20 protein-coding genes and 1 pseudogene are annotated in these 24,916 nt (G+C 68.4%); 15 read left to right on the top strand and 6 right to left on the bottom strand.

The annotated features are described in order from the left end of the window. The 3 genes from BDO18943_RS39370 to BDO18943_RS39360 all read left to right on the top strand — a co-directional run. Positions 1 to 735 (top strand): FecR domain-containing protein (locus BDO18943_RS39370; RefSeq protein ID WP_175026393.1); only part of this gene is annotated, 735 nt, incomplete at its 5' end. Between the two features lie 54 nt (positions 736 to 789). Continuing rightward, complete coding sequence (locus BDO18943_RS39365) at positions 790 to 3,366, top strand: TonB-dependent siderophore receptor (protein WP_175026392.1); 2,577 nt, start codon at positions 790 to 792, stop codon at positions 3,364 to 3,366. A gap of 55 nt (positions 3,367 to 3,421) precedes the next feature. Then, positions 3,422 to 4,201, top strand: a complete 780-nt coding sequence (locus tag BDO18943_RS39360) for a hypothetical protein (RefSeq protein WP_175026391.1) — start codon at positions 3,422 to 3,424, stop codon at positions 4,199 to 4,201. Between the two features lie 15 nt (positions 4,202 to 4,216). On the opposite strand, the gene BDO18943_RS39355 is transcribed toward BDO18943_RS39360, so the two are convergent. Further along, the gene (locus BDO18943_RS39355; RefSeq protein ID WP_175026390.1) at positions 4,217 to 5,092 is read right to left on the bottom strand and encodes a LysR family transcriptional regulator; all 876 of its coding nucleotides are present in this window, start codon (positions 5,090 to 5,092) and stop codon (positions 4,217 to 4,219) included. A gap of 112 nt (positions 5,093 to 5,204) precedes the next feature. Here BDO18943_RS39355 and BDO18943_RS39350 point away from each other — a divergent pair, with 112 nt between their 5' ends. The 3 genes and pseudogenes from BDO18943_RS39350 to BDO18943_RS43215 all read left to right on the top strand — a co-directional run. Continuing rightward, complete coding sequence (locus BDO18943_RS39350) at positions 5,205 to 5,630, top strand: VOC family protein (protein ID WP_175026389.1); 426 nt, start codon at positions 5,205 to 5,207, stop codon at positions 5,628 to 5,630. 128 nt (positions 5,631 to 5,758) lie between these two features. After that, complete coding sequence (locus BDO18943_RS39345; RefSeq protein ID WP_089450293.1) at positions 5,759 to 6,343, top strand: flavin reductase family protein; 585 nt, start codon at positions 5,759 to 5,761, stop codon at positions 6,341 to 6,343. A 52-nt stretch (positions 6,344 to 6,395) separates the two neighbouring features. After that, positions 6,396 to 6,527: pseudogene (locus BDO18943_RS43215) on the top strand (AtuA-related protein); the annotation flags it as partial. 30 nt (positions 6,528 to 6,557) lie between these two features. On the opposite strand, the gene BDO18943_RS39340 reads toward BDO18943_RS43215, so the two are convergent. Next, positions 6,558 to 7,379 (bottom strand): carbon-nitrogen hydrolase family protein, encoded by an 822-nt coding sequence (locus BDO18943_RS39340; RefSeq protein WP_175026388.1) that lies wholly within the window; start codon positions 7,377 to 7,379, stop codon positions 6,558 to 6,560. Positions 7,380 to 7,557: 178 nt separating this feature from the next. After that, on the bottom strand, positions 7,558 to 8,349 hold the full coding sequence (locus BDO18943_RS39335; protein ID WP_175026387.1) for a response regulator transcription factor: 792 nt from the start codon (positions 8,347 to 8,349) through the stop codon (positions 7,558 to 7,560). Positions 8,350 to 8,564: 215 nt separating this feature from the next. Between BDO18943_RS39335 and BDO18943_RS39330 the strand changes: the two genes are divergently transcribed. The 6 genes from BDO18943_RS39330 (at position 8,565) to BDO18943_RS39305 (ending at position 18,997) form a co-directional block, all read left to right on the top strand. Further along, positions 8,565 to 10,913, top strand: a complete 2,349-nt coding sequence (locus BDO18943_RS39330) for a hypothetical protein (protein WP_210771974.1) — start codon at positions 8,565 to 8,567, stop codon at positions 10,911 to 10,913. After that, positions 10,910 to 12,154, top strand: coding sequence for a hypothetical protein (locus BDO18943_RS39325; protein WP_175026385.1), 1,245 nt, complete (start codon positions 10,910 to 10,912; stop codon positions 12,152 to 12,154). The genes BDO18943_RS39330 and BDO18943_RS39325 overlap by 4 nt, the downstream gene beginning before the upstream one ends. 13 nt (positions 12,155 to 12,167) lie before the next feature. Continuing rightward, complete coding sequence (locus BDO18943_RS39320) at positions 12,168 to 12,839, top strand: DUF1266 domain-containing protein (RefSeq protein WP_205187833.1); 672 nt, start codon at positions 12,168 to 12,170, stop codon at positions 12,837 to 12,839. Positions 12,840 to 12,962: 123 nt separating this feature from the next. Then, positions 12,963 to 13,691 carry a topoisomerase IV gene (locus BDO18943_RS39315; protein ID WP_374101875.1) on the top strand — a complete coding sequence of 243 codons (729 nt, stop codon included), beginning with the start codon at positions 12,963 to 12,965 and terminating at the stop codon, positions 13,689 to 13,691. Between the two features lie 357 nt (positions 13,692 to 14,048). Then, a complete protein-coding gene (locus tag BDO18943_RS39310) occupies positions 14,049 to 15,710 on the top strand; it encodes a ShlB/FhaC/HecB family hemolysin secretion/activation protein (RefSeq protein ID WP_175026384.1) in 1,662 nt (553 codons plus the stop codon). Between the two features lie 119 nt (positions 15,711 to 15,829). Then, positions 15,830 to 18,997: a two-partner secretion domain-containing protein gene (locus BDO18943_RS39305; protein WP_175026383.1), complete on the top strand. Its 3,168-nt coding sequence runs from the start codon at positions 15,830 to 15,832 to the stop codon at positions 18,995 to 18,997. 111 nt (positions 18,998 to 19,108) lie between these two features. Here BDO18943_RS39305 and BDO18943_RS39300 read toward each other — a convergent pair whose 3' ends face one another. The 3 genes from BDO18943_RS39300 to BDO18943_RS39290 form a co-directional block, all read right to left on the bottom strand. Next, positions 19,109 to 20,038 (bottom strand): phosphatidate cytidylyltransferase, encoded by a 930-nt coding sequence (locus BDO18943_RS39300; RefSeq protein WP_175026382.1) that lies wholly within the window; start codon positions 20,036 to 20,038, stop codon positions 19,109 to 19,111. Positions 20,039 to 20,075: 37 nt separating this feature from the next. Continuing rightward, positions 20,076 to 20,708, bottom strand: a complete 633-nt coding sequence (locus BDO18943_RS39295; RefSeq protein WP_043182415.1) for a lysophospholipid acyltransferase family protein — start codon at positions 20,706 to 20,708, stop codon at positions 20,076 to 20,078. 102 nt (positions 20,709 to 20,810) lie between these two features. Continuing rightward, positions 20,811 to 21,041 carry a hypothetical protein gene (locus BDO18943_RS39290; protein ID WP_175026381.1) on the bottom strand — a complete coding sequence of 77 codons (231 nt, stop codon included), beginning with the start codon at positions 21,039 to 21,041 and terminating at the stop codon, positions 20,811 to 20,813. 124 nt (positions 21,042 to 21,165) lie between these two features. On the opposite strand from BDO18943_RS39290, the gene BDO18943_RS39285 reads away from it, so the two are divergent. The 3 genes from BDO18943_RS39285 to BDO18943_RS39275 all read left to right on the top strand — a co-directional run. Continuing rightward, positions 21,166 to 21,771: a CDP-alcohol phosphatidyltransferase family protein gene (locus tag BDO18943_RS39285; protein ID WP_175026380.1), complete on the top strand. Its 606-nt coding sequence runs from the start codon at positions 21,166 to 21,168 to the stop codon at positions 21,769 to 21,771. A gap of 80 nt (positions 21,772 to 21,851) precedes the next feature. Continuing rightward, positions 21,852 to 23,621: a bifunctional alpha/beta hydrolase/class I SAM-dependent methyltransferase gene (locus BDO18943_RS39280; RefSeq protein WP_043182417.1), complete on the top strand. Its 1,770-nt coding sequence runs from the start codon at positions 21,852 to 21,854 to the stop codon at positions 23,619 to 23,621. Beyond that, on the top strand, positions 23,618 to 24,916 hold a 1,299-nt coding region (locus BDO18943_RS39275; protein WP_175026379.1), incomplete at its 3' end, for a phosphatase PAP2 family protein. The genes BDO18943_RS39280 and BDO18943_RS39275, both read left to right, overlap by 4 nt.

Below are 24,916 nucleotides of genomic sequence, written 5' to 3'. Positions count from 1 at the left end.
CGCCGCGCGGCCGTGAAAACGTTGGCGGTGCTGCTGTTCGCGGGCGGCGCCGCATGGATGGCCGAGCCCGCGCGGCGCGCGGCGATCTGGCCGGCCGACCTGCGCACGGCGGTCGGCGAACGGCGCACGGTGACGCTCGCGGATCGCACGGTCGTCGTGCTCGATACCGACACGGCACTCGACGTGCGTTTCGACGACACCGCGCGGCGCCTGCGCCTGCTGCGCGGCACGATCATGGTGACGAGCGGCCACGACGAGCGCGTGCCCGCGCGCCCGCTCGTCGTCGCGACCGCGCAGGGCGAACTGCGGCCGCTCGGCACGCGCTTCGCGGTGCGGCAGCGCGATGGCGCGACGCGTATCGAGGTGTTTGCCGGTGCCGTCCACGTGCAGCCCGACGATGCGGCGGCCGACGCGCGCGTGATCGCGGCCGGAGAGGGCGCGGATTTCACGCGTGACGCGATCGGCGTGCCGGCACCGCTCGACGCGTATGCGTCCGCATGGACGGGCGGCATGCTCGTCGCGTCGCGCATGCGGCTGGCCGACCTCGTCGCCGAACTCGACCGCTATCGCCGCGGCAGCCTGCGCTGCGAGGCGGCCGTGGCCGACCTGCGCGTGTCGGGTACCTATCCGCTCGACGATCCTGCGCGCGTGCTCGACACGCTGAAGGCGGCCTTGCCGATCGACGTTCACTACCTGACGCGCTACTGGGCGACGGTCGTGCCGGCCCGTTCGTGAGCACGTCGAAAAAATTTTCCGCCGACCTGAGCTGTTTCTCGATGTTCGCGTGACATGGGTAATGAAAGCAGCACTGGCCCATCGTCCACCGACTTCCCGATCATGGTTTCCATCCGTCTCACGTATCGGCGCCGTCCGGCGCCCGCCCGACATCTGCCGCGCGCCACGCGCCCGGCCGTCCCCGCCATGCCCGGTCGCCTTGCGCGCCGGCTGGCCGGCGCCGTCCTGGTGTCGGCGTTGCTGCCGCTGCCTGCGCTGGCCGACACCGACACCGATGCGGCGCCGGCCGCGCAGCGCGCGGCGCGCCGCGCGTTCGACATTCCGGCCGGGCCGCTCGAAGCGGCATTGAACCGGTTCGGCCGCGATGCCGGCATCCTGGTCGCGTTTCCGGCCGAGCTGACGGCCGGCCTGACGAGCGGCGGCGTGCAGGGCCGCTTCGACGTCGACGGCGCGCTCGACCGCCTGCTGGCGGGCACCGGGCTCGTCGCGTTGCGCCAGCCGGGCGGCGGCTACACGGTGAAGCGCGCGGACGGCGCGGTGGCGCGCCCCGTGGCGGCCGGCGTGGGCGCGGACGCCGAGTTGCCCGCGATCAATGTGCGCACCAGCGCGCTGCGCGCCGAAAGCTATCGCGCGTCGAAGGAGGCGGGCGTGCTGCGCTCCGACATCCCGCTGCTCGACACCGCGCAGGCCGTCAACATCGTGCCTGCGCAGGTGCTGCGCGACCAGCGTCCGCGCAATCTGGACGACGCGCTCGGCAACGTCAGCGGCATCACGCAGGGCAACACGCTCGCGGGCACGCAGGACACCATCATGAAGCGCGGCTTCGGCGGCAACCGCGACGGCTCGATCATGCAGAACGGGATGCCGCTCGTGCAGGGGCGCGCGTTCAACGCGGCGGTCGACAGCGTCGAGGTGCTGAAGGGGCCGACGTCGCTGCTGTACGGACTGATGGACCCGGGCGGCGTGGTCAACGTCGTCACCAAGCAGCCGCAGCTCAAGCGCTACAACGCGATCTCGCTCGGCGCGTCGACGTTCGGGCACGGCAAGAACGGCGGCAGTGCCACTTTCGATTCGACCGGGCCGGTCGGCGATTCGCGGCTCGCGTACCGGCTGATCGTCGACCAGTCGAACGAGCAGTACTGGCGCAACTTCGGCGAATACCGGCAGACCTTCGTCGCGCCGTCGCTCGCATGGTATGGCCGCGATACGCAGGTCACGGTGTCCTACCAGTACCGGAAATTCCATTCGCCGTTCGACCGCGGTACCGCGCTCGACCCGCGCACCAACGCGCCGCTCGACATTCCCGCGCGACGGCGCATCGACGAGCCGTTCAACAACATGGACGGCGAATCGCACCTCGCGCAGTTGAGCGTCGATCACCAGTTCAACGCGGACTGGAGCGCGCATGTCGGCTACAGCTACAACCGCGAGACCTATGACGCGAACCAGTTGCGCACGACGGGCGTCGATCCGGTGAAGGGCACGATGACGCGCAGCAACGACGCGACGCACGGTTCGCTCAGCACCGACAGCTACGGGATCGGCTACGTGAACGGCAAGCTGATGCTGGGCGGGATGCGGCACGACGTGCAGGTCGGCTTCGACACCGAATACCGCCGCATCTACCGCAAGGACATGCTGCGGCAGGCCGTGAAGACGCCGTTCAGCTATATCAATCCCGTCTACGGGCTGCTGCCGCCGTCGAGCACGGTGTCCGCGAGCGACAGCGACCAGACCGACACGCTGCACGATGCGTCGGCATTCGTGCAGGACACGATCCACCTGACTGACAAGTGGATCGTGTCGGGCGGGTTGCGCTACATCACGTACAACCAGGTCGCGGGGCGCGGCCGGCCGTTTGTCGCGAACACCGATCTCAGCGGGTCGAAGTGGCTGCCGCGCGCGGGCGTCGTCTACAAGTGGACCGACACGTTCTCGCTGTACGGCAGCTATTCGCAATCGTTGAAGCCGTCGTCGTCGATCGCGCCGATGACGGGCTACATCATCGACGGCGCGACGCCGCCCGAGGAAGCGACCGCGTGGGAAGTGGGCGGCAAGCTCGACTTGCCGGGCGGGATGACCGGCACGCTCGCGTTCTTCAACATCGACAAGAAGAACGTGCTCGTGTCGCAGTACAACGACGCGACCAAGCTGACCGACTGGCGCACGTCGGGCAAGGCCCGCTCGCGGGGGATCGAACTCGACGTGTCGGGCAAGATCGGCGAGCGCGTGAACGTGATCGCGAGCTACGCGTACATCGACGCGAAGACGACCGAGGATCCGCTGTACGCGGGCAACCAGCTGTGGAACGTCGCGCGCCATACGGCGTCGCTCGCGGGCGTCTACGACTTCGGCACGGTGATCGGCGGCGACGACCTGCGCATCGGCGCGGACGTGCGCTACGTCGGCGCGCGCCCCGGCGATTCGGCGAACAGCTTCACGCTGCCGTCGTACGTGCTCGCGGATGCGTTCGCCACGTACGACACGCGGATCGGCAAGCAGAAGCTGTCGTTCCAGCTCAACGTGAAGAACCTCTTCAATCGCACGTACTACCCGTCGAGCGCGAACCGTTACTTCGTCGCGATCGGCGATGCGCGACAGGTGTCGCTGCTCACCACGCTGCAGTTCTGACCACGCAATCGCCGCGCGGCCGTCACGGCGGCGCGCGGCTTCGGAGAGGATCCAGATGAACCGGAACATGAAGACCGGCGCCGTGCGCGCCGTTGCTGGCGGCGCGCGGCGTCGCGCATTGCGCGCGATCGCGGGCTCGGTGCTCGCGATCAGTGCGGGCCTGGGTCTCGGCGCAGGTGTGGCCGCCCCCGCGTTGGCAGCCGACGCACCGCAGGCCGTCACGCGCGTCGCGATGCTCGTGCAGCTGCGCGGCCCGAACCTGAAAGTCGACGAACGCATTAGCCAGCATCTCGGCGAACGCGGCTATGCGGTGCGCCTGATCGACGAATCGTCGACGCCCGATGCGGCGCGCGATGCCGACCTCGTCGTGATCTCGTCGACGGTGTCGTCGAAGAACGTGCGGCCCGGCTGGCGCACGCTCGACAAGCCGCTCGTGACCTGGGAGAACGACCTGCTCGACGATCTCGCGATGACGGGCAAGCGTCACGACGCCGACTTCGGCGAAACGGGCAAGGAGCGCTACCTGTGGCTCGTCAATGCGCCGCACCCGATCGCGGCCGGGCTGCCGGCCGGCGTGACGAACGTGTACGGCAAGCAGGCGCCGATGAGCTGGGGCAAACCGGGGCTCGGCGCGATCACGATCGCGACCGTGTACGGTCAACCGGACAAGGCTGCGATCTTCGCGTACGAGAAGGGCGCGACGATGGACTACGAAGCGCTCGCGCCGGCGCGCCGCGTGATGTTCTTCCTCGACAACGACACGTTCGTGAACCTGTCGCCGGCCGGTGTCGCGCTGTTCGATGCGGCCGTCGACTGGGCGGCCGGGCGGCGCTGATTGGCAACAGCGGCGCTAGGTCGATTGCAGCGACGCGGCTTCGATCAGCTGCGCCAGTTGCTGCGCCGGCTCCGACATCGTGCGCCGCGCGCGATGCACGAGCCCGATGTCGCGGTGAAACGTGTGAGGCCCGAGGTCGATCGCGCGCACGCCGGCCGGCCAGCGGCGATACACGCCAGTCTGCGGGACGAGCGCGACGCCGACGCCGTTCTCGACCAGCTTGACGATCGCATCGAGCTCGTCGAGTTCGCAGGTGTCGCGCACCGCGATGTGCATCTTCCGCAGAAAGCGATCGACCTGGCGGCCGCCGAACGACGCGCGGTCGTAGCGCACGAACGGTTCGCTCGCGAGCAGTGCCGCCCAGTCCTTGCCTTTCACGTTGCGCGGCACGATCAGCCGGAACGGTTCCTGCGCGAGCGTCGTCCAGTGCAGGTCGCTCTGCAGCGAAAACGGCGGCCGGATGATCGCGGCCATGTCGATTTCACCCGCATCCACCCGGTTGACCAGTTCGATCGACAGCCCCGGTATCACGCGCGTCCGGCACGCGGGATGCCGGCGATGGAAATCGGCGAGCGCGGCCGGCAGCAGCGCGCTCTGCACCGACGCGATCGCGCCGATCGTCACGCGCACGGCGGCCGGCGAACCGGGCGCCGTCGAGCTCAGGTTGTCGTACAGGCCGAGCAGCGCCTGCGCCTGGTCGAGCACGTGATGGCCCATCTCGTTGAGCCGTGCTGACCGGCCTTGCCGGTCGAACAGCGCGAAGCCGAGCTCGGCTTCGAGGCGCTGCATTTGCGCGCTCACGGCCGCCTGAGTCAGCCCGATACGGTTGCCGGCCGCGGCGAACGTGCCTTCACGGGCGACGGCGACGAGGGTTTTCAGTTCGCGGATCATTCATCAATTCCGTTTGTGAATGACGCAACTATATATTGATTTAATTTCTGCTTGACCTTGACTAACATGGTGCCGTCCTCGCGCCACGCGAGCGTTCCTTCACGAGGCAACCATGAGTCTTTCCCCGTTTCACCTGGCGATCCCGGTCTACGACTTGCCGGCCGCGCGCGATTTCTACGGCCGTGTGTTCGGGCTGGCAGAGGGGCGTTCGAGCGCGCAGTGGGTCGACTTCGACTTCTACGGGCATCAGCTCGTGATCCACGAGCATCCGAAGACCGTGTCGCAGGAAGGCGCGCATACGAATGCGGTGGACGGTCACGACGTGCCGGTGCCGCATTTCGGGATCGTGCTCGACTGGCCGAGCTGGGAGGCGCTGGCCGAGCGGCTGAGATCGTTCGGCGTGACCTTCGTGATCGAGCCGTATGTGCGGTTCCAGGGGCAGGTCGGCGAACAGGCGACGATGTTCCTGTTCGATCCGTGCGGCAATGCACTCGAATTCAAGGCGTTCCGCGATATCGGCCAGTTGTTCGCGAAGTGACCGGCGGCGCGATCAGCGCCGATTGAAATTGGGTGCGAGAATGCGGCCTCCGGCCCGGTTGTGCGCATGCGCACCGGCCGGCGCCGCGCCGCACGGCAACCGTGCGTGCCGTTCTCCAAGGAACCCGTATGGACAGTCACATCGCTCCGGTGGAGCTGAAGAAAGCCTACCGTCTCCTCAACCACGGCCCGACCGTGCTCGTGTCGGCCCGCCACGACGGCGTCGACAATGTGATGGCCGCCGCATGGGCGTGCGCGCTGGACTTCCTGCCGCCGAAGCTGACGGTCGTGCTCGACAAGACCGCAAAGACGCGCGAACTCGTCGAGCGCAGCGGCACGTTCGTGATCCAGGTGCCGACGGCCGCGCAGATTCAGCTCACGCATGCGGTCGGCACCCACAGTCTCGCGGAGCGGCCCGACAAGCTGCGCGAAGCGGGCGTCACGCTGTTCGACGTCGAAGGTCACGACCTGCCGTTCGTCGCCGGCTGCTCGGGCTGGCTCGCGTGCAAGCTGATTCCGGAACCGCACAACCAGCAGGCCTACGACCTGTTCATCGGCGAGGTGGTCGCGGCGTGGTCCGACACGCGGGTGTTCCGCGACGGCCACTGGTATTTCGAATCGGCCGATCCGGCACTGCGCAGCCTGCATTACATCGCGGGCGGCAATTTCTATGCGATCGGTGAATCGCTGCACGTCGATCCGGACGCGAAGTAAGCGTCGGGCGGGCGTGCTGTCCCGATCCGGGCGCGCGGTTCACGCGCGCTTTTTCAATTCCATCAGCATGGTTGCGGCGAATGCCTGCGCGACACGCGGCAGCGCGTGCGGGCTCGCGCTCGACGCGCACGGCAAGCCGGTCAGTTCGGCGCTGCTGGCGATCGAGCTGCCCGCCCCGGCGTGACGGATGTCGCCGCCGGAGACGGGCAAGCGTTTACGGAATCAGCAATTCGCGCAGGCCGCTTGCGTGCTCGATGCGTTCGCCGGCGACGTGCAGGCGCTGATCCCGGCGATAGTCGTAGACCGCGCGCGACGCGGCGAGCTGGTCGAAATCGAGTTCGACCGCGTGACGCGATTCCGCATTGCCGGCTTCGAAGATCAGGTTTCCGAACGGATCGGCCGCGAGGCTGCCGCCCGCGAACACGACGTCGTGCGTGCTGCCGCCGACGCGGTTGGCGACCACCGCGAACACCTGGTTCTCCATCGCGCGCGCAGTGGCCGACGTGCGGTGGACGGAGCGGTACGGTTCCATGTTGCCATCGGTGATGAGGATCAGCTCGGCGCCGAGTGCGGCGAGCGCGCGGCCGGTTTCGGGGAATTCGTTGTCGTAGCAGATCAGCAGGCCGATTCGCACGCCGCGCCATTCGATCGTCGCGTAGCGGTCACCGGGCAGGACGATGCCGTGCTCGCTCACCCACAGGTGGGTCTTGCGATAGCGCAGCGCGATGCCGTCCGGCGTGACGAATACCGTGGTGTTGTAGAAGCGGCCGCCGTCGTTCTCGATCAGCCCGACGACGACGGCAACGTCACGCGCGCGTGCGGCCGCGATGACCGCGCCAACGCTCGGGCCGTCGAGCGGCTCGGCGCATTCGGCGAGATTCGACGGATCGAGGAAGCCGGTGAGCTGCGCTTCCGGAAACATCACGATGTCGGTGCCCGGCGCGCAGGTCGCGATCGCTGCGAGCGTGCGCTGCAGGTTGTAGTGCGTGTCGCCGTCGCGACCGGCGAGCTGGATGATGTCGAGCTTCAGTTTCATGGCGATGTCGGTAGCAGGGGGGCCGTCGCCGGTGGCGCCGGAAGGGTGGGTAAGGAGGTCCCAGTATGCGCCGAAGCGGCGGATTTCCCATCCCGCCGGCGCGTTAACCCGTCGGGGGTATTGCGCTTTGGCGCCGCCAGTGGCGGCGAGCGCCGACCCGCGTGACCCCCGATGCGTTTCAGGTGCCGGTCTGCGCGTTCAGGAACAGCGAGAACAGCTCCGATTGCGAGTTGATGGCGAGCTTCCCGTAGATGTTGCGGCGATGCACCTTCACCGTTTCGGCGGAAATCGACAGCTTGTTCGCGACTTCCTTGTTCGAACGGCCGCTGAGGATCAGCCGGATCACGTCGAGTTCGCGCGCGGTGAGCGGCGTGCCGAGCCGTGCCATCGCCTGTTCGAAACCGTCGTGTGCGCCGGGCCGGCGCGGCGGCGCATGTTCCGCGGATGCAGGCTCGAACGCGAGCCGCTGCCGCATCAGCCCGGCCACCCACGGCCGGATCAGGTCGAGCAGCGCCACCTGCTCGGGGCTGAAGCGCCGCTTGCTGCCGAGCGACAGGCACAGCGTGCGCGCATCGTCGAGCACGACGTTGAACTGCACCTCGTCCTCGACGACGTTGTGCGTGAAATAGAGCGTGTAGTACTCGGTATCGCGGAAGCATTCGGGCGCGACGTCGGACAGCCGGAACAAGCCGCTTTGCGGCGCATCGCGGTTCGCGACGTAGAACGGGTCGAGCTGGTACAGGCCCTGCACGTAGTCGCGAAACAGCGGGTCGGGGCCGCCGCCTTCGTACGGGCATTCGGCGAACACCTGAGGGCGGCCGTCGCCGAACGTCAGCGCGACCCAGCTGTCGACCGCGACGTATTCCTCGATCAGCCGGATCAGCGCCAGCCAGAAGCCCGGCTGGTCGAGCGACTCGATGAGCCGCCCGACCGAGCGGTGCCAGGCGACATCCTGCAACGTGAGGTTCATGGGTGTTCCGGGTCGGGCGGGACCGGTCGGGACGCATCGCGCCGTCGCGCCGTGCGCCTCGACCGGATCCGGGAATGAAGAACGAGATCGTACCGCCGGACGACGCGAATGGCGAGGCCGCGCACCGCCTCCGTCTCCTGATAAGCTATCGCGATTCCGAGAGGGAGCAGTCGTTGACTCCCAGTGCCAATACCAAGACCAAGACCCATAACGATATGACAACGATGCCTTTGACGGGCCAGCCGCTCGACACGTTGATGAACCGGCTCGAAGCCGATCTCGAAGAAAGCGACTCGAGCCGCGAGAGCGACCTTGCGGCAAGACTGCGGGCCCAGCCGTTGCGTGCCGATTCGCTCGACGCGATTGCGCGCCTGCACACGCTGTGGATGCACGCCGGCGATCCGGCCGCTGCGCGTGCCGTGCTCGACGACGACGGCGCGGGCGTGCATGACGCGGCAGCGCCCGACGCGCGGCCCGACATCCGCATGCAACTCGCGCTGTACCGGCTGCAGGTCGCCCGGCACCTGGGCGAGAACGACGCCGTCACCCACGCGATCGGCGAGATGCACGACGTCGTGCGCACGTCGCCGACGCTCGATGCCGATCGCTTCGTCCGCGCACGCATTCTCGATACGCTGGAATACGACCACGCGGAGCACGCGCTCGACGCGATCGACCTGCGGCATGCGTTGAATGGCGCGCTTGCCGACCGGGCCACGTTTCGCGCGTGGGACGACGCGAACCGGCAATGCCTGCGTGCGTGGGCACTGCGGCGGCTTGGCCGGGACGACGACGCGCGCGCGGCGGCCGAGGCCGCGGTGGCGGCCATCGCGTCGGCAGGCGCGGACCAGGACATCGATGCAGATGACTGGCTGCGGATCGGCCGCGCGATGATCGAGATCGCGCCGCTGCAGTTCGACACGATTCGCCAGGCCGTCGAGTCGCGCATCGCCGACTGGGCACTGCCGCCGCGTCGCGAGGCCGAGGTGAGGCTGGCAAGGCTTGCCGCGCGGGCGGCACACGCGCAAGGCGATCTCGACGGCGCGCTCGCCCGGTGCGAGATGGCGAGTCACAGCCTCGAGTCGGACGGTAGCGACGACTTCATCGAATACGAACTGCCGTGGCTGCTCGAGGCGGGCCGCTTCGATGACGCGGGGCGCCGCGCGTTCTTCCACGTGTACCAGATCGAAAGCAGCATGCTCGACCGGGTGGGGCAGATCATCCACGCACGCCTCGCCGAGCCGACCGACACATCGGTCTGGTGGCCGCTGTGCGCGATGCGCGCAGCCGGTTTCGCGCCGACGCTCGAACGGCTCGTCGAACTCGGCGCGGAACAACCTGACGCGCTGGCCGCCCGCTCGCCGACGCACGGCGAGATCTTTGCCGCGCTCGGCTCGCTCGAGGGCGACGCGTTGCGCTACGCGGTCGCCGACGCCGCGCGCGAGGTCGCGCTGCGGCGCGCGCCCGGCCATCCGTGGATCGCGCGGCTCGCGGCGGTCTACGATGGCGAAACCGGCCGCATCGACGCGACGACCCAGGCCGCGCGCCTGCTTGCGGCCGCGCAGGAAGGCGAGATGCACGACAACCGCACCGCGTTCGTGCTGACCGAGGCGCGCATACGCGCGCTGGGCGTCGCCACCGCGCTGAAACTGCCGCCGCCGTCGCTGCGCAGCGGCTTGTGGAGCTATGCGTTCTCGGGCTGGATCGAGGACCGGGTCGAGGAGGCGATCGAGGCGCTGCCGGCAGCGGAACGGGCGCCGGTGCGCGCCGACCTTCTGCGCCTGCGGATCGCCGCCTACGAGCAGGGCCGCGCGTGCATGGAGCGCTTCTTCGAGACCGGCAAGGGGCACCCGTACGACGCGTGTGCGCACCTGTATTCGATGCTATGCAACAACCTCGCGATTCTTTACCGCGACGAGGACCGTTATGACGAGGCGCTGGTCCTGCATCGCAGCGGGATTGCGGCGAGTTCGTTTGCCGAGCATTACTCAGGTGTCCGCTACGTGCTGGCCTGCCAGGACAAGGACGCCGAGATGCTCGAGGCCGCCGAGCAGCTATGGCATTACGCCGCCGAATTCGGTTTCAGCCGGCACGACCCGAACTGGTACGTGCGCGATGTGGTGCGCGCGCTGTATCGCCTCGATCGTTGCAACGAACTGCCGATCTGGCTCGAACGCCTCGTCGGCTGGCAGCGCGAGCACGATCAGGTCGACGGCAGTCTGCCCGACGAGGCGCTGATCGCCCGCTTCGTGTTCGTGTCCCACATGGCGGCGTCGCATCCGGACCAGGCGTCGGCGCTGTACGACGCCGCGCGCGGGCAGGCTGATGCGTCGCGCGATCTGGATGTCCTGATCCGGGCTGGCGACGCGGCATACGATCTGGGCCGTCAGCAGGATGTGAAGAATTTCTACGAACGTGTGCTCGCCGGCAACCGGCACGCCGCCGAGCCGCTCGACCTGATGGAGGACGTGATCGAGCGGCGAATCCGCGAGGCCGACGCGCCGGCGGCGCCGGATCCGACGACGGCCGCGCCGAACAAGCGCTGGTGGAAGTTCTGGCAATGACGGCCGTCGATCGGCGGGCCGGCTACGCGCCGCGCAACGCGCTGAACGCCGATGCGCTGCGCGCGGCGATCGCCGCGCGCAGCACCGCGCGGGGCGATGCCGACGCGGTGCGCGCGTGGCTGCTCAACCATTTCTACCGGCATGTCGTCGCGAACTTCGAGCCCGCGTGCACGATCGGGTCGCTCGACGATGCGCGGCAGGCGCTCGGCCAGGCCGCGCCGCCGGCGTGGGTCGCGCGGCGTTTCGGTCCCGGCGCGAAGACGATCGGCGAGGCCAAGGCCAAGGCCAAGGCCGAGGCCGACGCCGGCAGGCAGGCCCCCGTCGTCTGGGTCGACCCGGCCGATCCGCACCTCCTCGCACTCGAAACCACGCTTGTCGAATTTCTCGAATCCCGCAAGGGAACGGGGCTCGAGGGCAAGCTCGATCGTGTCAATTGCCCGCAGGCGCTCGCGATGTGGGAACGTGAGCATGCGGAGATGGCGGACCGAATCGCGCGCGGCTGGCGCGAGAGCCAGCCCGATGCGCTGCGCACGTGGTGCGAAACGGCCAACGGGCGCTTTGTCGAATTCCTGCCCGACAGCGCGCTGCTGCGCGCCGAAATGGCGTTCGAGAGTTACGTGATGCGCCATTGCCTCGGCCAGTTCGCCGACCGGCAAGCGCTGAAGGGCGGCTACGGCGGACGCTATGCGGATGCGATCGAGGCGCGCACGCTGCGGTTGCTGAGCTTCCGGGATGCGGGCGGCCAGCCGCACATCACGATCAGCGTCGCGGTGCATGCGGACGGCGGCCTCGACGTCGATCAGGTCAAGGGCAAGCAGAACCGGCCGCCGGTCGAGCGCTACGTCGACGACGTGCTGGCCTGCCTGAATGCGCTGGGGACGACGGATCGCACGCCGTCCGACTGCATCGCGCTCGGCGTCGTCCATACGCCGTCGGGGTGGTGCAGGATCGAGGACGTGACGGATGCCGCGTCGCAAGCACGGCTCGTCGCGCGCCATCCGCAATTGTTCGAGCGGCTCGCCGAGCCGACGCCGACCGTCGAGTGGCTGGTCGCCGCGCGGCAGCCTGAGCTGCTGCAGGCGCGGCCGCCGCGTGCCGGTTCGGTGCGTTACGCGGTGCGCGCGACGCTGGCGCCGGCGGTGCCGTCCGCTCGCCCGGACGACGCGCAGCCCGCCTTTGCCACCGAGGACGTGCGCTGGCCCGGCTACGACGCGCCGCGTGGCGCCGATGCCGCGGAATGACGGGGCGAAGACCATGATATTCAAGTTGATCGTTGCCCTGTTCGTGCTGTGGCGCATCGTGCGCTACTTCCGCCGGCGCGGTGGGCGCTATTCGGCCTTGTCGTCCCGCAAGCACTGGGCGTTGCTGCTCGCGCATCCGTACGTGGACGCGACGGGATTCTCGGGTTTCGACGATGCGGACACGAGCCACCTGAACGACACGTCGCGCAAGTTCCTGCGCGCCCAGATGCTGCACCAGATGGAGTTGCGCACCGACGCGACGGACGACGATGCGCGCGCACACCTGGCACGCGTGCTCGAGACGCAGTGGTTTCGCGCCGACCTGCATGCGCTGCAGCCGACCGACGACCCGCGTGCGGCGCTCGCGTTCGCCTGCGCGCGAATGGCGTTCCTCGCGCGCGTGGCGATGCTGATGGGCTGGACCGAGCCGGACACCGCCTGGCGCGTGTTGTTGCTCAACGCGCAGCGCGCCCAGGACTGTTTCGACAGCTGGACGGATTTCGGCCACGCCTACGTCGCGGGCCGCAAGCAGTGGGTGGCCGGATTTCGCGCCGATCCGTTCGGCAAGGCGTTCGACGACGTGACGCTGCAACGCTGGCTCGCGCCGGGTGACGGTGCGTGGGGGCAGGCGGCGTGGCCGGGGCTGACGGCGTTCGATCCCGAGCCGGTCGCGCAACCGCGTTGAGGTCGTGATGCCGCTGGCCGTTTGCTTCCCGCACCGATTCTCATCCCTATCGACGTCGACATGATTTCATCCGTTCATCCGCTGGTGCGACGTCTGGTGCTGTCCGTTGCGTGTGCGGTGCCGATGGCGGCGCATGCGATCGAACCGGCTGCCACCGACCACCTGCTGCGCACGTTCATTCATGACAGTTACGGCAACTGGCGCGCGGATCGCAAGGGCTGGCAGTCGGACCCGGGCGAATTCATCTATGTGTCGTGCGGCTCGCTGCGCGTGGCAACGGCCGACGGCCCGCGCTATTTGCTCGCGATGTGCGGCGAGACCGAGGCGGCCGAGCAGAACGGGAATCCGGGCATGGATTCGGAGGGCACGACGGGGACGATCGACCTGTACGTGCTGAAGCCCGCGGCGGACGGCAGGACGCTCGAGCCGGTGGTGAAGAAGACGGATATCGCGTCCGGCAAGCGCGGCGAGCCGGGCACCGTACGTATCGAGCGGTATGGCCCGCACCTGTTCGGTTTCACGATTGGCGACGGCGTCACGCTGCAGGGCTACACGATGGCGATGCGGTCGATCTGGCTGCCGGTCGGCAACGCGCTCGTCGAGGCCGCGCCGCGCATCGACGAAGCGCTCGACAACACGGGGTCGCTCGATTGCGGCAACGCGAAATCGCATTGCGAGAGCCGGACGTTCGCGATCGTGCCGGACATGACCGGCACCGGCGACGTCTATCCGTTGACGGTCACGGAAACGGGCTCGCGCGGCGACAAGGCCATCCACGCACGCTATACGGTGAAATTCGACGCGGCGCGCGGCCGCTACATCGTGCCGAAGGCGCTGCGCGAAGGGTACTGAGGTGCGTGATCGCACAGGCTGGCCGGCGCTCGCCGGCCGGCTGTCCTGATCCCCGTCCAGACCGGGGCGCGATCACTCGCGGACTCGCTTCAATACGAATGGTCAGACGCGCAATAGGACAAGTTAGATTTGCGCGAAAGTGTCGCGAAGCCGCGATTTTGACATTCGTTTGACAATTTTCCCGCCCGCTGCCGGGTAATCTCCGACCCTTCACGAGACGGTTCGCATGCGAACGCCGTCGCGCATGGCGCGCCGATCCGGTGCCGCTGCGCCGGGGTACCCGGCGGCGTGACACGCCGGCGTCGAGCACTGCGTTGCCTGTCTGAATCAATCACATAATCTGTAGTGCGAATCATCATGAAGGTATCCGGCACGATCGGCGTCGCAGTGGCGTCGGGCCTGCTGTCGCTTTCGGCAGGGACGGCGGCGACACCGTTGCCGTCCGACGCGCAGCGGCACCAGGAACAGCAGCTCGACGCGGTGCGCCGGGAAGCGCTGTCGTCCGCGGACGTTCTGACGCCGGGCGCGGGCGGGCACGGCGCGTTGCTGGTGCTGCCGCGCGAAACGCAGTGCGTCGAGATTCGCTCGATTGAATGGCGCGGCGCGGCCGATTTCCCATGGTTGTCGAAGCAGGCGCCCGGCGTCGGGCAGTGCGCCGGCACGCGCGGGCTCGCGGCGATTCGCAGCTGGGTTACCGGCCAGCTGGCAGCGCGCGGTTACATCACGTCGCTTGCCGCGATTCCGGCGCAGGACTATGCGGACGGGCGCGTGATCGTGGAGGTGCTGCCCGGCCGGATCGGCGAGATCGAAGACGGCTCGGGCGGCATCGGTACGACCCGGGGCGTGTTTCCGCGCGGCCGCGACGCGCTGCTGAATGTGCGCGATCTCGACCAGGCGCTCGAGAACGTGCGCCGCTTGCCGGGGCAGTCGGACGCGACTTTCGCGATCGCGCCCGGCTCGTCGTTGGGCGACAGCGATATCCGCGTTGGACATCCGGCCGACGCGCGCCGCATCCGCGCGGTGCTGACCGCGGACAACGGCGGCCAGGACGCGACGGGGCGCAATCAGGTCGGTGCGATCGTCGCGGTCGATTCGCCGCTCGGCCTCTACGACCAGCTGTTGCTGACCGCCGGCAACGATGCGTATCCGCGCCGTACGACGCGCGGGTCGCGCTCTGCCAGCGCGAGTTGGGATGTGCCGGTCGGCTATGCGTCGTTCTCTGTATCCGCGAGCGAATGGGCAACCCGGCAGGCGATACCTGTGGGCGTCGACACGTTCGTCTATGCGCGGCGCACGCGGCGGATCGAAGCCGGAGTCGGCTACGTGCCGTACCGATCGGGCAGTGCGCGGACGCGGGTCGGCCTGACGCTGGCGCGGCGGGAGGACCGCGCGTGGTTCGACGGGATCGAACTGCGTGTCCAGAAGCACGACATCACGAGCTACGCGTTTTCGGCCAGCCATCTCCAGCGGTTCGCGCAAGCGTCGGTGGAGGCCGGCGCGTCGTGGCGCGGCAGCCTGCCCGGACTGAGCGGGTTTCCCGGCTACGTGCAGGATCGCAACGACTGGAACGGCCACTACGGGATCGCGACCGCGAGCGTGTCGGTCGACGCGCAGTTCGCGGTCGGCGCGCGCCGTGCGAACTACCGCGGCACGTTCGTCGCGCAGCGCGCGCCGGCGCCGGTACCGTCGACCGAATTCCTGCAGATCGGCGGGCGCTATACGGTGCGCGGCTTCGATGGCAACGAAACGCTCGCCGCGCGCAGCGGCTGGATCCTGCGCAACGAATTCTCGACGCGGGCGGCCGCGGGCATCGCCGTCTACGCCGCGCTCGACGCAGGCGGCGTGTCGGGCAATCCGGACGAAGCGGGCGGCCACACGCTGGTCGGCGGTGCGCTCGGCCTGCGCGGCGGCTACAAGCGCGTGAGCTTCGACGTCGCGCTCGGCATGCCGCTGCTGAAGCCGTCCACGCTGCACAGCGCGAGCCCGACGCTCGACGTGCAGATCGCCGCGCGGTTCTGACAACGGCCCGATGGCTTCATTTCGTGCAGCGGGGCGTGTCGTCGCGACGACATCGCGCTCCGGTCGCACGGACCGGGGCGGGATGGTCCCGCCCTTCTTCCACCCTAGCGAGGACTACCATGAAGACGACTCGAAAGCGTGCGGTGCGCCGTGACGTGCCTCTGACCCCGAAACGGCTTGCGCAGCTGCTGGCCGTCGCATTGCCGGCGCTGTCCGCGCCGGCCGTGCAGGCCCAGATATCCATACCCGGCGCGGACAACCCGCACGCGCCGGGCATCGGTATCAAGAACAGCAACATCATCGTCCAGATCGTGAAACCGAACGACGCGGGCGTGTCGCACAACCAGTTCCTCGACTACAACGTCGGGCCGAAAGGGTTGATCCTGAACAACGGCGTCACGACATCCAATACACAGCTAGCCGGCCAGATCGGCGGCAACGAGCGACTCGGCGGCCAGGCGGCGAAAGTGATCCTCAACGAAGTGATCGGCGGCGGGCGGACGAAGCTGATGGGGCCGACGGAAATCGCAGGTTCATCGGCGCAGCTGATCATCGCGAACCCGAACGGAATCACGGCGGACGGCGCGAGCTTCATCAACGCGTCGCAGGTCAAGCTGGTTGCGGGCGCGCCGGGGTTCGACGCGAACGGTAATGCGAACAGCTTCGACACGAAAGGCGAGATCGCGATCGAAGGCAGCGGCCTCGACGCACGTGGCGTGGCACGTACCGATCTGATCGCGCGCACGCTGCGCGTCAATGCGAAGCTGCAGGCACGACAGCTCGTGGCGACCGCCATCGACGGCAACGTGAAGACCGACGGCGACAAGCTGACCTATACGCTCGCGCAGGGCACGAGCCGCCCGGAGATCGCGATCGACGTGTCGCAGCTCGGCAGCATTCATGCGAACGCGATCACGCTGATCGGCAAGGGCTCGAGCGTCGGGGTGAACGTCGCGGGCAGGATCGAGGCGATCGCCGGCGATCCGGTCGTGCCGAAGACGCGCGGCCTCGTGTCGGGCGGCGGCATCACGATCATGGGATCGACCGGGATCGTGAAGGACGGTGGCGCCGATGGCGATGTCCGTCTGGTCGGTGATGCGACGATCGACGGAACGGTTGCCGGCAGCGCGGTGACGATGCTCGGCGACGCGAAGATCGGCAAGGGCGGGGTCGTGACGGCGAGCGACAAGCTGCTCGTCGTCGGCCCGAATTCGGCCGGTACGGCGCTTGCGAACGACGGATTCGTGCGGGCCGGAGAGGTGAGGGTGGTTGGCAGCACGCGCAACAGCGGCACACTGCGCGGCGATCGGTCGGTCTCGCTCACTGGCAACGCGTTCGTCAACGAGGCGGGCGGGCTCGTGAGTTCCGGCGGGGCGGTGGACATCGTCGGCGGCACCTATCGAAATGACGGGAAAATCGAGCAAAACGCGCAGTTTCCGGACGGCGGTAACTCGGGAGGCGGTAACTCAGGAGGCGGTAACTCGGAAGGCGGCAACTCGGAAGGCGGCAACTCGGAAGGCGGTAACTCGGAAGGCGGTAACTCGGAAGGCGGTAACTCGGGAGGCGGTAACGCTGGCGGTGGTAACCCCGAGCCTTCAGTCCCGGGGCTCGTCGCCGACACGAACCACGCGAACCAGCCTGGCGTCGACGTGAAAAACGGCGTACCCGTCGTCGATATCTCGAAACCGAATGGTTCGGGCGTATCGCACAACCGCTTCATGGACTACAACGTCGGCCCTGAAGGGCTGGTCCTGAACAACAGCACGAAAACCGTCGACACCGAACTCGCCGGCTGGATCGACGGCAATGCGCGGCTTGGCGGAAAGACGGCGCGTGTCATCCTGAACGAGGTGACCGGCAGCGGAAAGTCGCAGTTGAAAGGCGCGACGGAGATCGCCGGGGAGTCAGCGCAACTGATCATTGCGAACCCGAACGGGATCACCGCGAATGGCGCCCGCTTCATCAACGCATCGCAGGTGAAGCTGGTGGCCGGCACGCCATCGCTCGACGCGAACGGCAACGCGAGCCGATTCGACACGAAAGGCGACATCGTCGTAGCGGGCGATGGACTCGACGCGAGCGAGGCCGGCCGGCTCGACCTGGTGGCACGCTCGTTACGCGTCGACGCGGCGCTGCGTGCGCTGAAGCTTGCTGCGATCGCGGGCGACGGCACGGTGACCTACAACGGTGACAATTCCGCATTCAGGCTTGCGCAATCGCCAAACCGGCCGGAGGTCGCGATCGACGTGTCGAAGCGCGGCAGCATCGATGCCCACGACATCACACTGACCGGCAACGGTTCGGATACCGGCGTGAACATCGATGGGGCAATCCGGGCAACGCGTGCGGCGGGCGCGGGCCTCGACGGCAACGTGACGATCGCCGGCGGCTCGCGGATCGGCGGGACGGTCGACGGCGAATCGGTTCAGTTGCTCGGCGGCGCCGAAGTTGGCCGCGACGCAAGCGTGACCGCGCGCGATGCGTTGAGCGTGCTGGGCGGCCTGAAGAGCGGCGGCACGGTCACGGCGGCATCGGTCAGCGTGAACGGCGGGACGGTCAATACGGGCCGCCTGACCGCATACGGCCGGTTCGCCACCAACGGCGGGCTCAGGAACGACGGCACGCTCACGACTGCATTCGCCAGCGTGAACGGTGGCGCGTCGAACACCGGCACGCTGAGCGTCGAAGGCCGGCTCGGCATCAATGGCGGGCTGACGAACGGCGGCACGATCGAGGCGGAGACGATCAACGTCAACGGCGAGACGACGAACACGAAGCGGCTGTTCGCGAGCGACGCGCTGATCCTGAACGGCAAGACGACGAATACCGGCCATCTCGTCACGGACGGCACGCTGTCGATCAACGGGGGGCTGGAAAATGACCTCGAGGTCCGGGCGAAGTCGGTCAGCGTGAACGGCGGTGCGACCAACACGGGCACCTTGACGGCGCTCGACCGGCTGGCCGTCAACGGCGGCCTGACGAACGAAGGCACGGTCGAAGCCGAATCGATCAGCGTGAACGGCGGCGCGACGAACCGTGGCTCACTGACTGCGGATACGCGTCTGGCGATCAACGGCGGCCTGCGGAACGACGCCGCGGTTCATGCGGAGACGATCAGCGTGAACGGTGGTGTGTTCAATGCCGGGACACTGCGCGGCGATGACCGGATCGGGATCAACGGAGGTATCGACAACCGGGCCGGTGCACGGGTCAGCAGTGGCGGCGTCGTGAAGGTGAACGGGTGGGTGGACAACGCGGGCGAGATCGAGCAGTACGTCAAGCGTTGATCTGCCGGAATCTCCCGGGCCGGATCTGCTTCACCGGGAGATTGCCGCGCGACGCGTCGCGCGGGCACATGCGGGCACGCCGGGCCGGAACCGGCCGGTGTCGCCCGCGCATCACACGTACAGATACCGGACGAGGTGGAAGAACACCGGCGCGGCGAAGCAGATCGAGTCGACGCGATCGAGCATCCCGCCGTGGCCCGCGATCATCGAGCCCCAGTCCTTGGTGCCGAGCGAGCGCTTGACGGCCGACAGCACGAGGCCGCCGACGAAGCCCGCGATCACGATCGCGAGCGAGATGCCGAACGCCGACCCGAAGCTGAATGGCGTCACGCGATACAGCGATGCGCCGCACAGCGTGGCCAGCAAGCCGCCACCGACGAAACCTTCGATCGTCTTCGACGGCGACAGCTGCGGCGCGATCTTGCGCTTCCCGAACAGCTTGCCGACCACGTACTGCAGCACGTCGCTGATCTGCACGACGAACAGGAAGAAGAACAGCAGCAGCGCGTTCTGCCCCGCGTAGTGCGGAATGTCGAGGATCAGCACGGCCGGCGCATGGCTCAGCCCGTACACGCACACCATCAGCGCCCAGTTGATCTTCGCGTTGCGGCTCAGGAATTCGCGCGTGTCCTGCGTGAGCGCCGATACGAGCGACATCGCGAAGAACAGGTGCACGGGCACGAAGATCGAATACATCCCGTACCAGTTGATCCCGAGCAGCAGGTACTGCACGGGAATGGCGACGAAGAACGCGATGAACAGCGTCGTGTGGTCGCTCGCGGTGGTTGGCGTGAGCGTGATGAATTCGCGCAGCGTCAGGTACGACAGCACCGCGAACACCAGATACGTGATGTTGTTGCTGAGGCCGATCGCGATCGCCATGATCGCGATCATCGCCCACCACGCGCGGATGCGCTGGTTCAGGTTGACGATGGTCGCACTCGTGCCGCCGCTGCGTGCGCCGAGGATCGCGCCGATCACGGTCGCGACGACGAGCACGCCCGTGACGCCCGCGACCAGTTCCCAGAAAATTGTTCGCATTGTTGATATCCGGAAAAGAGAGAAGAGGGCGTCGCGTTCAGCCGGCCGGCCGCTGCGGCGGCGCGAGCGCGACGACCGCGTCGCGCATGCGGGCGAGGAACGTCGGCTTGTCTTCCTGCGCGCCGAGCGCGTCGTTCGCGCCGAAGTGCACCTTGCAGATCAGCGGCACCGGCCAGATCGCGCCCTTCGGCATGATCCGCTGCAGGTTCTCGAGATAGACGGGCGCGAGCGCGACGTTCGGAAACTCGGTCGCGAGGTGGAACAGCCCGCTCTTGAACGGCTGCGGCAGGATTTCGGCGCCGCGCGTGCCTTCCGGGAAGATGATGATCGAATGGCCCTGCTTGAGTGCGTCGCGCACCGGGTCGAGGGGATCGCCGCCCGATTCTCGGTGGCGGTCGATCAGCACGACGTTCAGCAGTTTCTGCGCGATGTGGCGCTTCATGTCGCTGCTGTCCCAGTAGTCGCGCGCGGCAACCGGCCGCACGACCGCGCGTACGTTGCGCGGCAGCGCAGCGAGGATCGCAAGCGTGTCGATGTGGCTCGTATGGTTCGAGAAGTAGATCTTCTGCGTCGGGGACGGCGGCGCCTGATGCCAGACCGGATACGCGCCGGCGACGAGCCGCACGATGGACAGCAGGAAATCGCGCTGCCAGACGTTGAGGATGTTCATCGGCGCTGCGCCTCCTGCCTGCCTGCGTGGCCCGCTGCGCGTGCGCGGCGGGCGGGACCCCGGAATGCCGGCGCGGCAGGATGCGCGCCGGACGGCCCTTGTTTAAATTTTTTCAAATTCGTGGCTGCCTGTCGCAGGTCCGCGATAATCGGACGGTTCGCCGTCACACGCTGTTGCGTCGCGGCGAATGTGCCGGTCGGCGGCGTGATAATCGGCTGTTGCACGAGTGCCCGTTTGCAGTTCGAATGGATCGTGCTGCGATCGGGCCAGCGGATTATCGCGAGTTTCCGTCAAAAACGCCAGATTGGCGCCATGCGGGCGGGCCGGGCGCATGCTTGACGCATCGGGGCCGCTCGGCGACGATTAGGGCCGTCCATGGAAGGCCGTCCAAGGCCGTTTCGCCACCCCGGGGCGGGGTGACGGGAAACGTATCCGACTGTGCCGCACAAATAAAACGATGAGCCTATACGCACTCAAACCCAAATTTCAGAACCGTCTGCGCCCGTTCGCGAACTCGCTCGCCGAACGCGGTGTCACGGCCAACCAGGTGACGCTGTTCGCGGCCGGCGGCTCGATCGTCGTCGGCGCGCTGGCCGGGCTCGGCGTGTTCGCCCGCGCACTGTTCCTGCTGATCCCGCTATGGCTGTTCGTGCGGATGGCGCTCAACGCGATCGACGGGATGCTCGCACGCGAGCACAACCAGAAGAGTACGCTCGGCGCATACCTGAACGAACTGGGCGACGTCGTGTCCGATATTGCGCTGGTGCTGCCGTTTCTCGCGATTCCGGCGTTCGCTCCGGCAGACGTCTGGCTGTTCGCGCTGACGGCGGTGATCGTCGAATGTGCGGGGCTGATCGGCCCGCTGGTCGGCGTGAGCCGCCGCTACGACGGCCCGTTCGGCAAGAGCGACCGCGCGCTCGCCCTCGGCGCGTTCGCGCTGTGGATCGGGCTCGGGTTTCCGGTCGGCGGTGTCGCCGCGTGGCTGTGGCGCTTGCTGATCGTGCTGTCGATGGTCACCGTGGTGCGGCGCGTGCAGGCCGGCATCGCGGAAAAGGGTGCTTGAAAGGGTAGTCCAGGCAGTTGCAGTGCCGGGCGCCGGAGGGCGGCGCACCAAAATTCGAATAACGAAACGAGAGAGATCGCATGAGCGCACGCATGGCCCGTGAGGCCGACTTCATCACGCACGACGGCGAAACGCTGTTCTATCGTCACTGGCCCGCAACGGGCGCGCGCTGCCGCGGCGCAATCGTATTGCTGCATCGCGGCCACGAACACTCGGCGCGCGTCGCGCACCTCGTCGACGAGCTCGACCTGCCCGATTTTGCGTTCTTCGCGTGGGATGCGCGCGGCCACGGCCGCTCGCCCGGTGCGCGCGGCTATAGCCCGAGCGCGGCCGCGTCGGTGCGCGACCTGCAGACCTTCGTCGAACATATCCGCGACACGCACGGCATTGCGATCGAGGACATGGCCGTGGTCGGCCAGAGCGTCGGCGCGGTGCTCGCCGCCACCTGGGCGCACGACTACGCGCCGCCGATCCGCGCGCTCGTCGTCGCATCGCCGGCGTTCCACATCAAGCTCTACGTACCGTTCGCGCGGCCGGGCCTGCGGCTGATGCACAAGCTGCGCGGGCTGTTCTACGTGAACAGCTACGTGAAGCCGAAATTCCTCACGCACGATCCCGAGCGGATCGCGAGCTATGCGTCCGATCCGCTGATCACGCGGCCGATCGCGGTCAACATGCTGCTCGACCTGCACGACACCGCGCAGCGGATCGTCGCCGACGCGGCCGCGATCACCGTGCCGACGCAACTGCTGATCTCGGGGGCCGACTGGGTCGTGCATCGCGGCCCGCAGGACCGTTTCTTCGAACGCCTCGGCGCGGCGCGCAAGGAGCGCATCGTGCTGCCGGGCTTCTATCACGACACGCTCGGCGAACGCGACCGCGCGCAGGCGCTCGCGCCGCTGCGTGCGTTCGTGCTGCGTGAATTCGATGCGCCGAGCCCGCGCGTATCGCTCGCCGACGCCGACCGGCGCGGCGCGTTTCACGACGAATACGCGGCGCTCGGCCGGCCGCCGGCGAACGTGTTCGCGCGTGCGTACTGGGCGCTCACGCGGGCCGGACTGAAGGCCGGCGGCGCGCTGTCGGACGGCATCGCGCTCGGGCTGCGGCTCGGCTTCGATTCAGGCTCGACGCTCGACTACGTGTACCGCAACCGCGCGCAGGGGCGCCTCGGCGTCGGCGCGCTGATCGACCGCACGTATCTCGATTCGCCGGGCTGGGTCGGCATCCGCCAGCGCAAGGTGCATCTGCAGGAGCTGATCGGCGCGGCGATCGGCCGCCTGCGCGGCGGCGGCACGCCGGTGCGGATCGTCGACATCGCGGCCGGGCACGGGCGCTACGTGCTCGACGCGATCGCGTCAGCCGCCGAGCGCGACGGCGCGGCGCCCGACGACATCACGTTGCGCGATTACAGCCCGCCGAACGTCGAGGCCGGGCGCGTGCTGATCGCGCAGCGCGGCCTCGAGCCGATCGCGCGCTTCGAGCGCGGCGACGCGTTCGACGAGGCGTCGCTCGCGACGCTCGAGCCGCGTCCGACGCTCGCGATCGTGTCGGGCCTCTACGAGCTGTTCGGCGAGAACGCGCTGATCGAGCGCTCGCTGCGCGGGCTCGCGCAGGCCGTGCCGCCGGGCGGCTATCTCGTCTATACGGGGCAGCCGTGGCATCCGCAGATCGAATTCATCGCGCGTGCGCTGAACAATCACCGCGGCGAGGCGACCTGGGTGATGCGCCGCCGCTCGCAGGCCGAGATGGACGAGCTCGTCGCGCGCGCGGGCTTCCGCAAGCTCGACCAGCGGATCGACGAAATGGGCATCTTCACGGTCAGCCTCGCGCAGCGGGTCGACGCGTCATGAGCGCGCTCGACGGCGGCGCGAGCGGCCTCGCGGAGCCGGCCGCCGCCGGCGCGCGCGACGCGTCGTTCGCGCTGCGCCTCGGCTGGCTCGCGGCGATGGGTGCCGTGTTCTTCTCGACCTACGGTTTCGCGAACTGGCTCGCCGCACGCCGCGCGGCGGTGCCGACCTTCGCGTTCGGCTGGGAGCACGCGATTCCGTTCGTGCCATGGACGATCGTGCCGTACTGGTCGATCGACCTGCTGTATGCGCTGTCGTTCTTCTTCTGGACGCGCCGCGCCGATCTGCTCGATCACGTGAAGCGGCTGCTGACCGTGCAACTGATCTCGGTCGCGTGCTTCATCGCGTGGCCGTTGCGCTTCGGCTTCGAGCGGCCCGACGCGGGCGGCGTGGCCGGTGCGCTGTTCACGCTGCTGATGGGGTTCGACAAGCCGTTCAACCAGGCGCCGTCGCTGCACATCGGGCTGCTCGTCGTGCTGTGGGCCGTCTATGCGAAGCATCTGCGCGGCACGCTCGCGCGCGTCGTGCTGCACCTGTGGTTCGCGGCGATCGGCGTGTCGGTGCTGACGACCTACCAGCATCACGCGATCGACGTACCGACCGGCGCGGCCGTCGGCTGTCTCGCGCTGTTCCTGTTTCCGCTGCGCGATGCCGCGGGCCGGCTGCCGGGCGCCGAGGCATCGCCAGGCGCGGCCGGCCGCGCGCTCGCGCGCCGCTATGCGCTTGGCGCGGCGGCGGTCGCACTCGTGGCCCTCTGGTGCGTGCCGCGCGCGCCCGGCTGGGCGCTGGCGGCCGGGTGGGTCGCGCTGGCGCTCGCGTGTGTCGCGTGGATCTACCGGCGCGGCGCACCCGGCGCGTTCCGGAAGGACGCGCACGGGCGTTTCCCGGTCGTCATCCGCTGGCTGCTCGCGCCGACGATCGCCGGCGCATTCGTCAATTCGCGGCTGTGGACGTTCCGGCAGCCGGCACCGGTGCGGATCGACGAACGCGTTTCGATCGGCCGTACGCCGACGACACGCGACGTGCGCCGCCACGGTTTCACGGGGCTGGTCGACCTGACCGCCGAAATGCCGCGCTGGGCGTCGCTCGATGCGTCGCTCGGCTATGCGACCGTGCCGCAGCTCGACCTCGTCGCGCCGACGGCCGCGCAACTCGCGCAGGCCGTCGCGGCGCTCGAACGCCTGCACGGGGAAGGGCGCGACGTGCTGGTCTGCTGCGCGCTCGGCTACGGGCGCAGCGTGCTGTGCGCGGCCGCGTGGCTGGCGGCGCGGCGCGGGTTCGGCGATGCGCGCGACGCG

It is taken from the genome of Burkholderia aenigmatica (genome assembly GCF_902499175.1).
GTDB classification, from domain to species: Bacteria; Pseudomonadota; Gammaproteobacteria; order Burkholderiales; family Burkholderiaceae; genus Burkholderia; species Burkholderia aenigmatica.
Note: the sequence above shows the minus strand (reverse complement) of the source record. Positions and strands in the feature narration are given on the sequence as shown.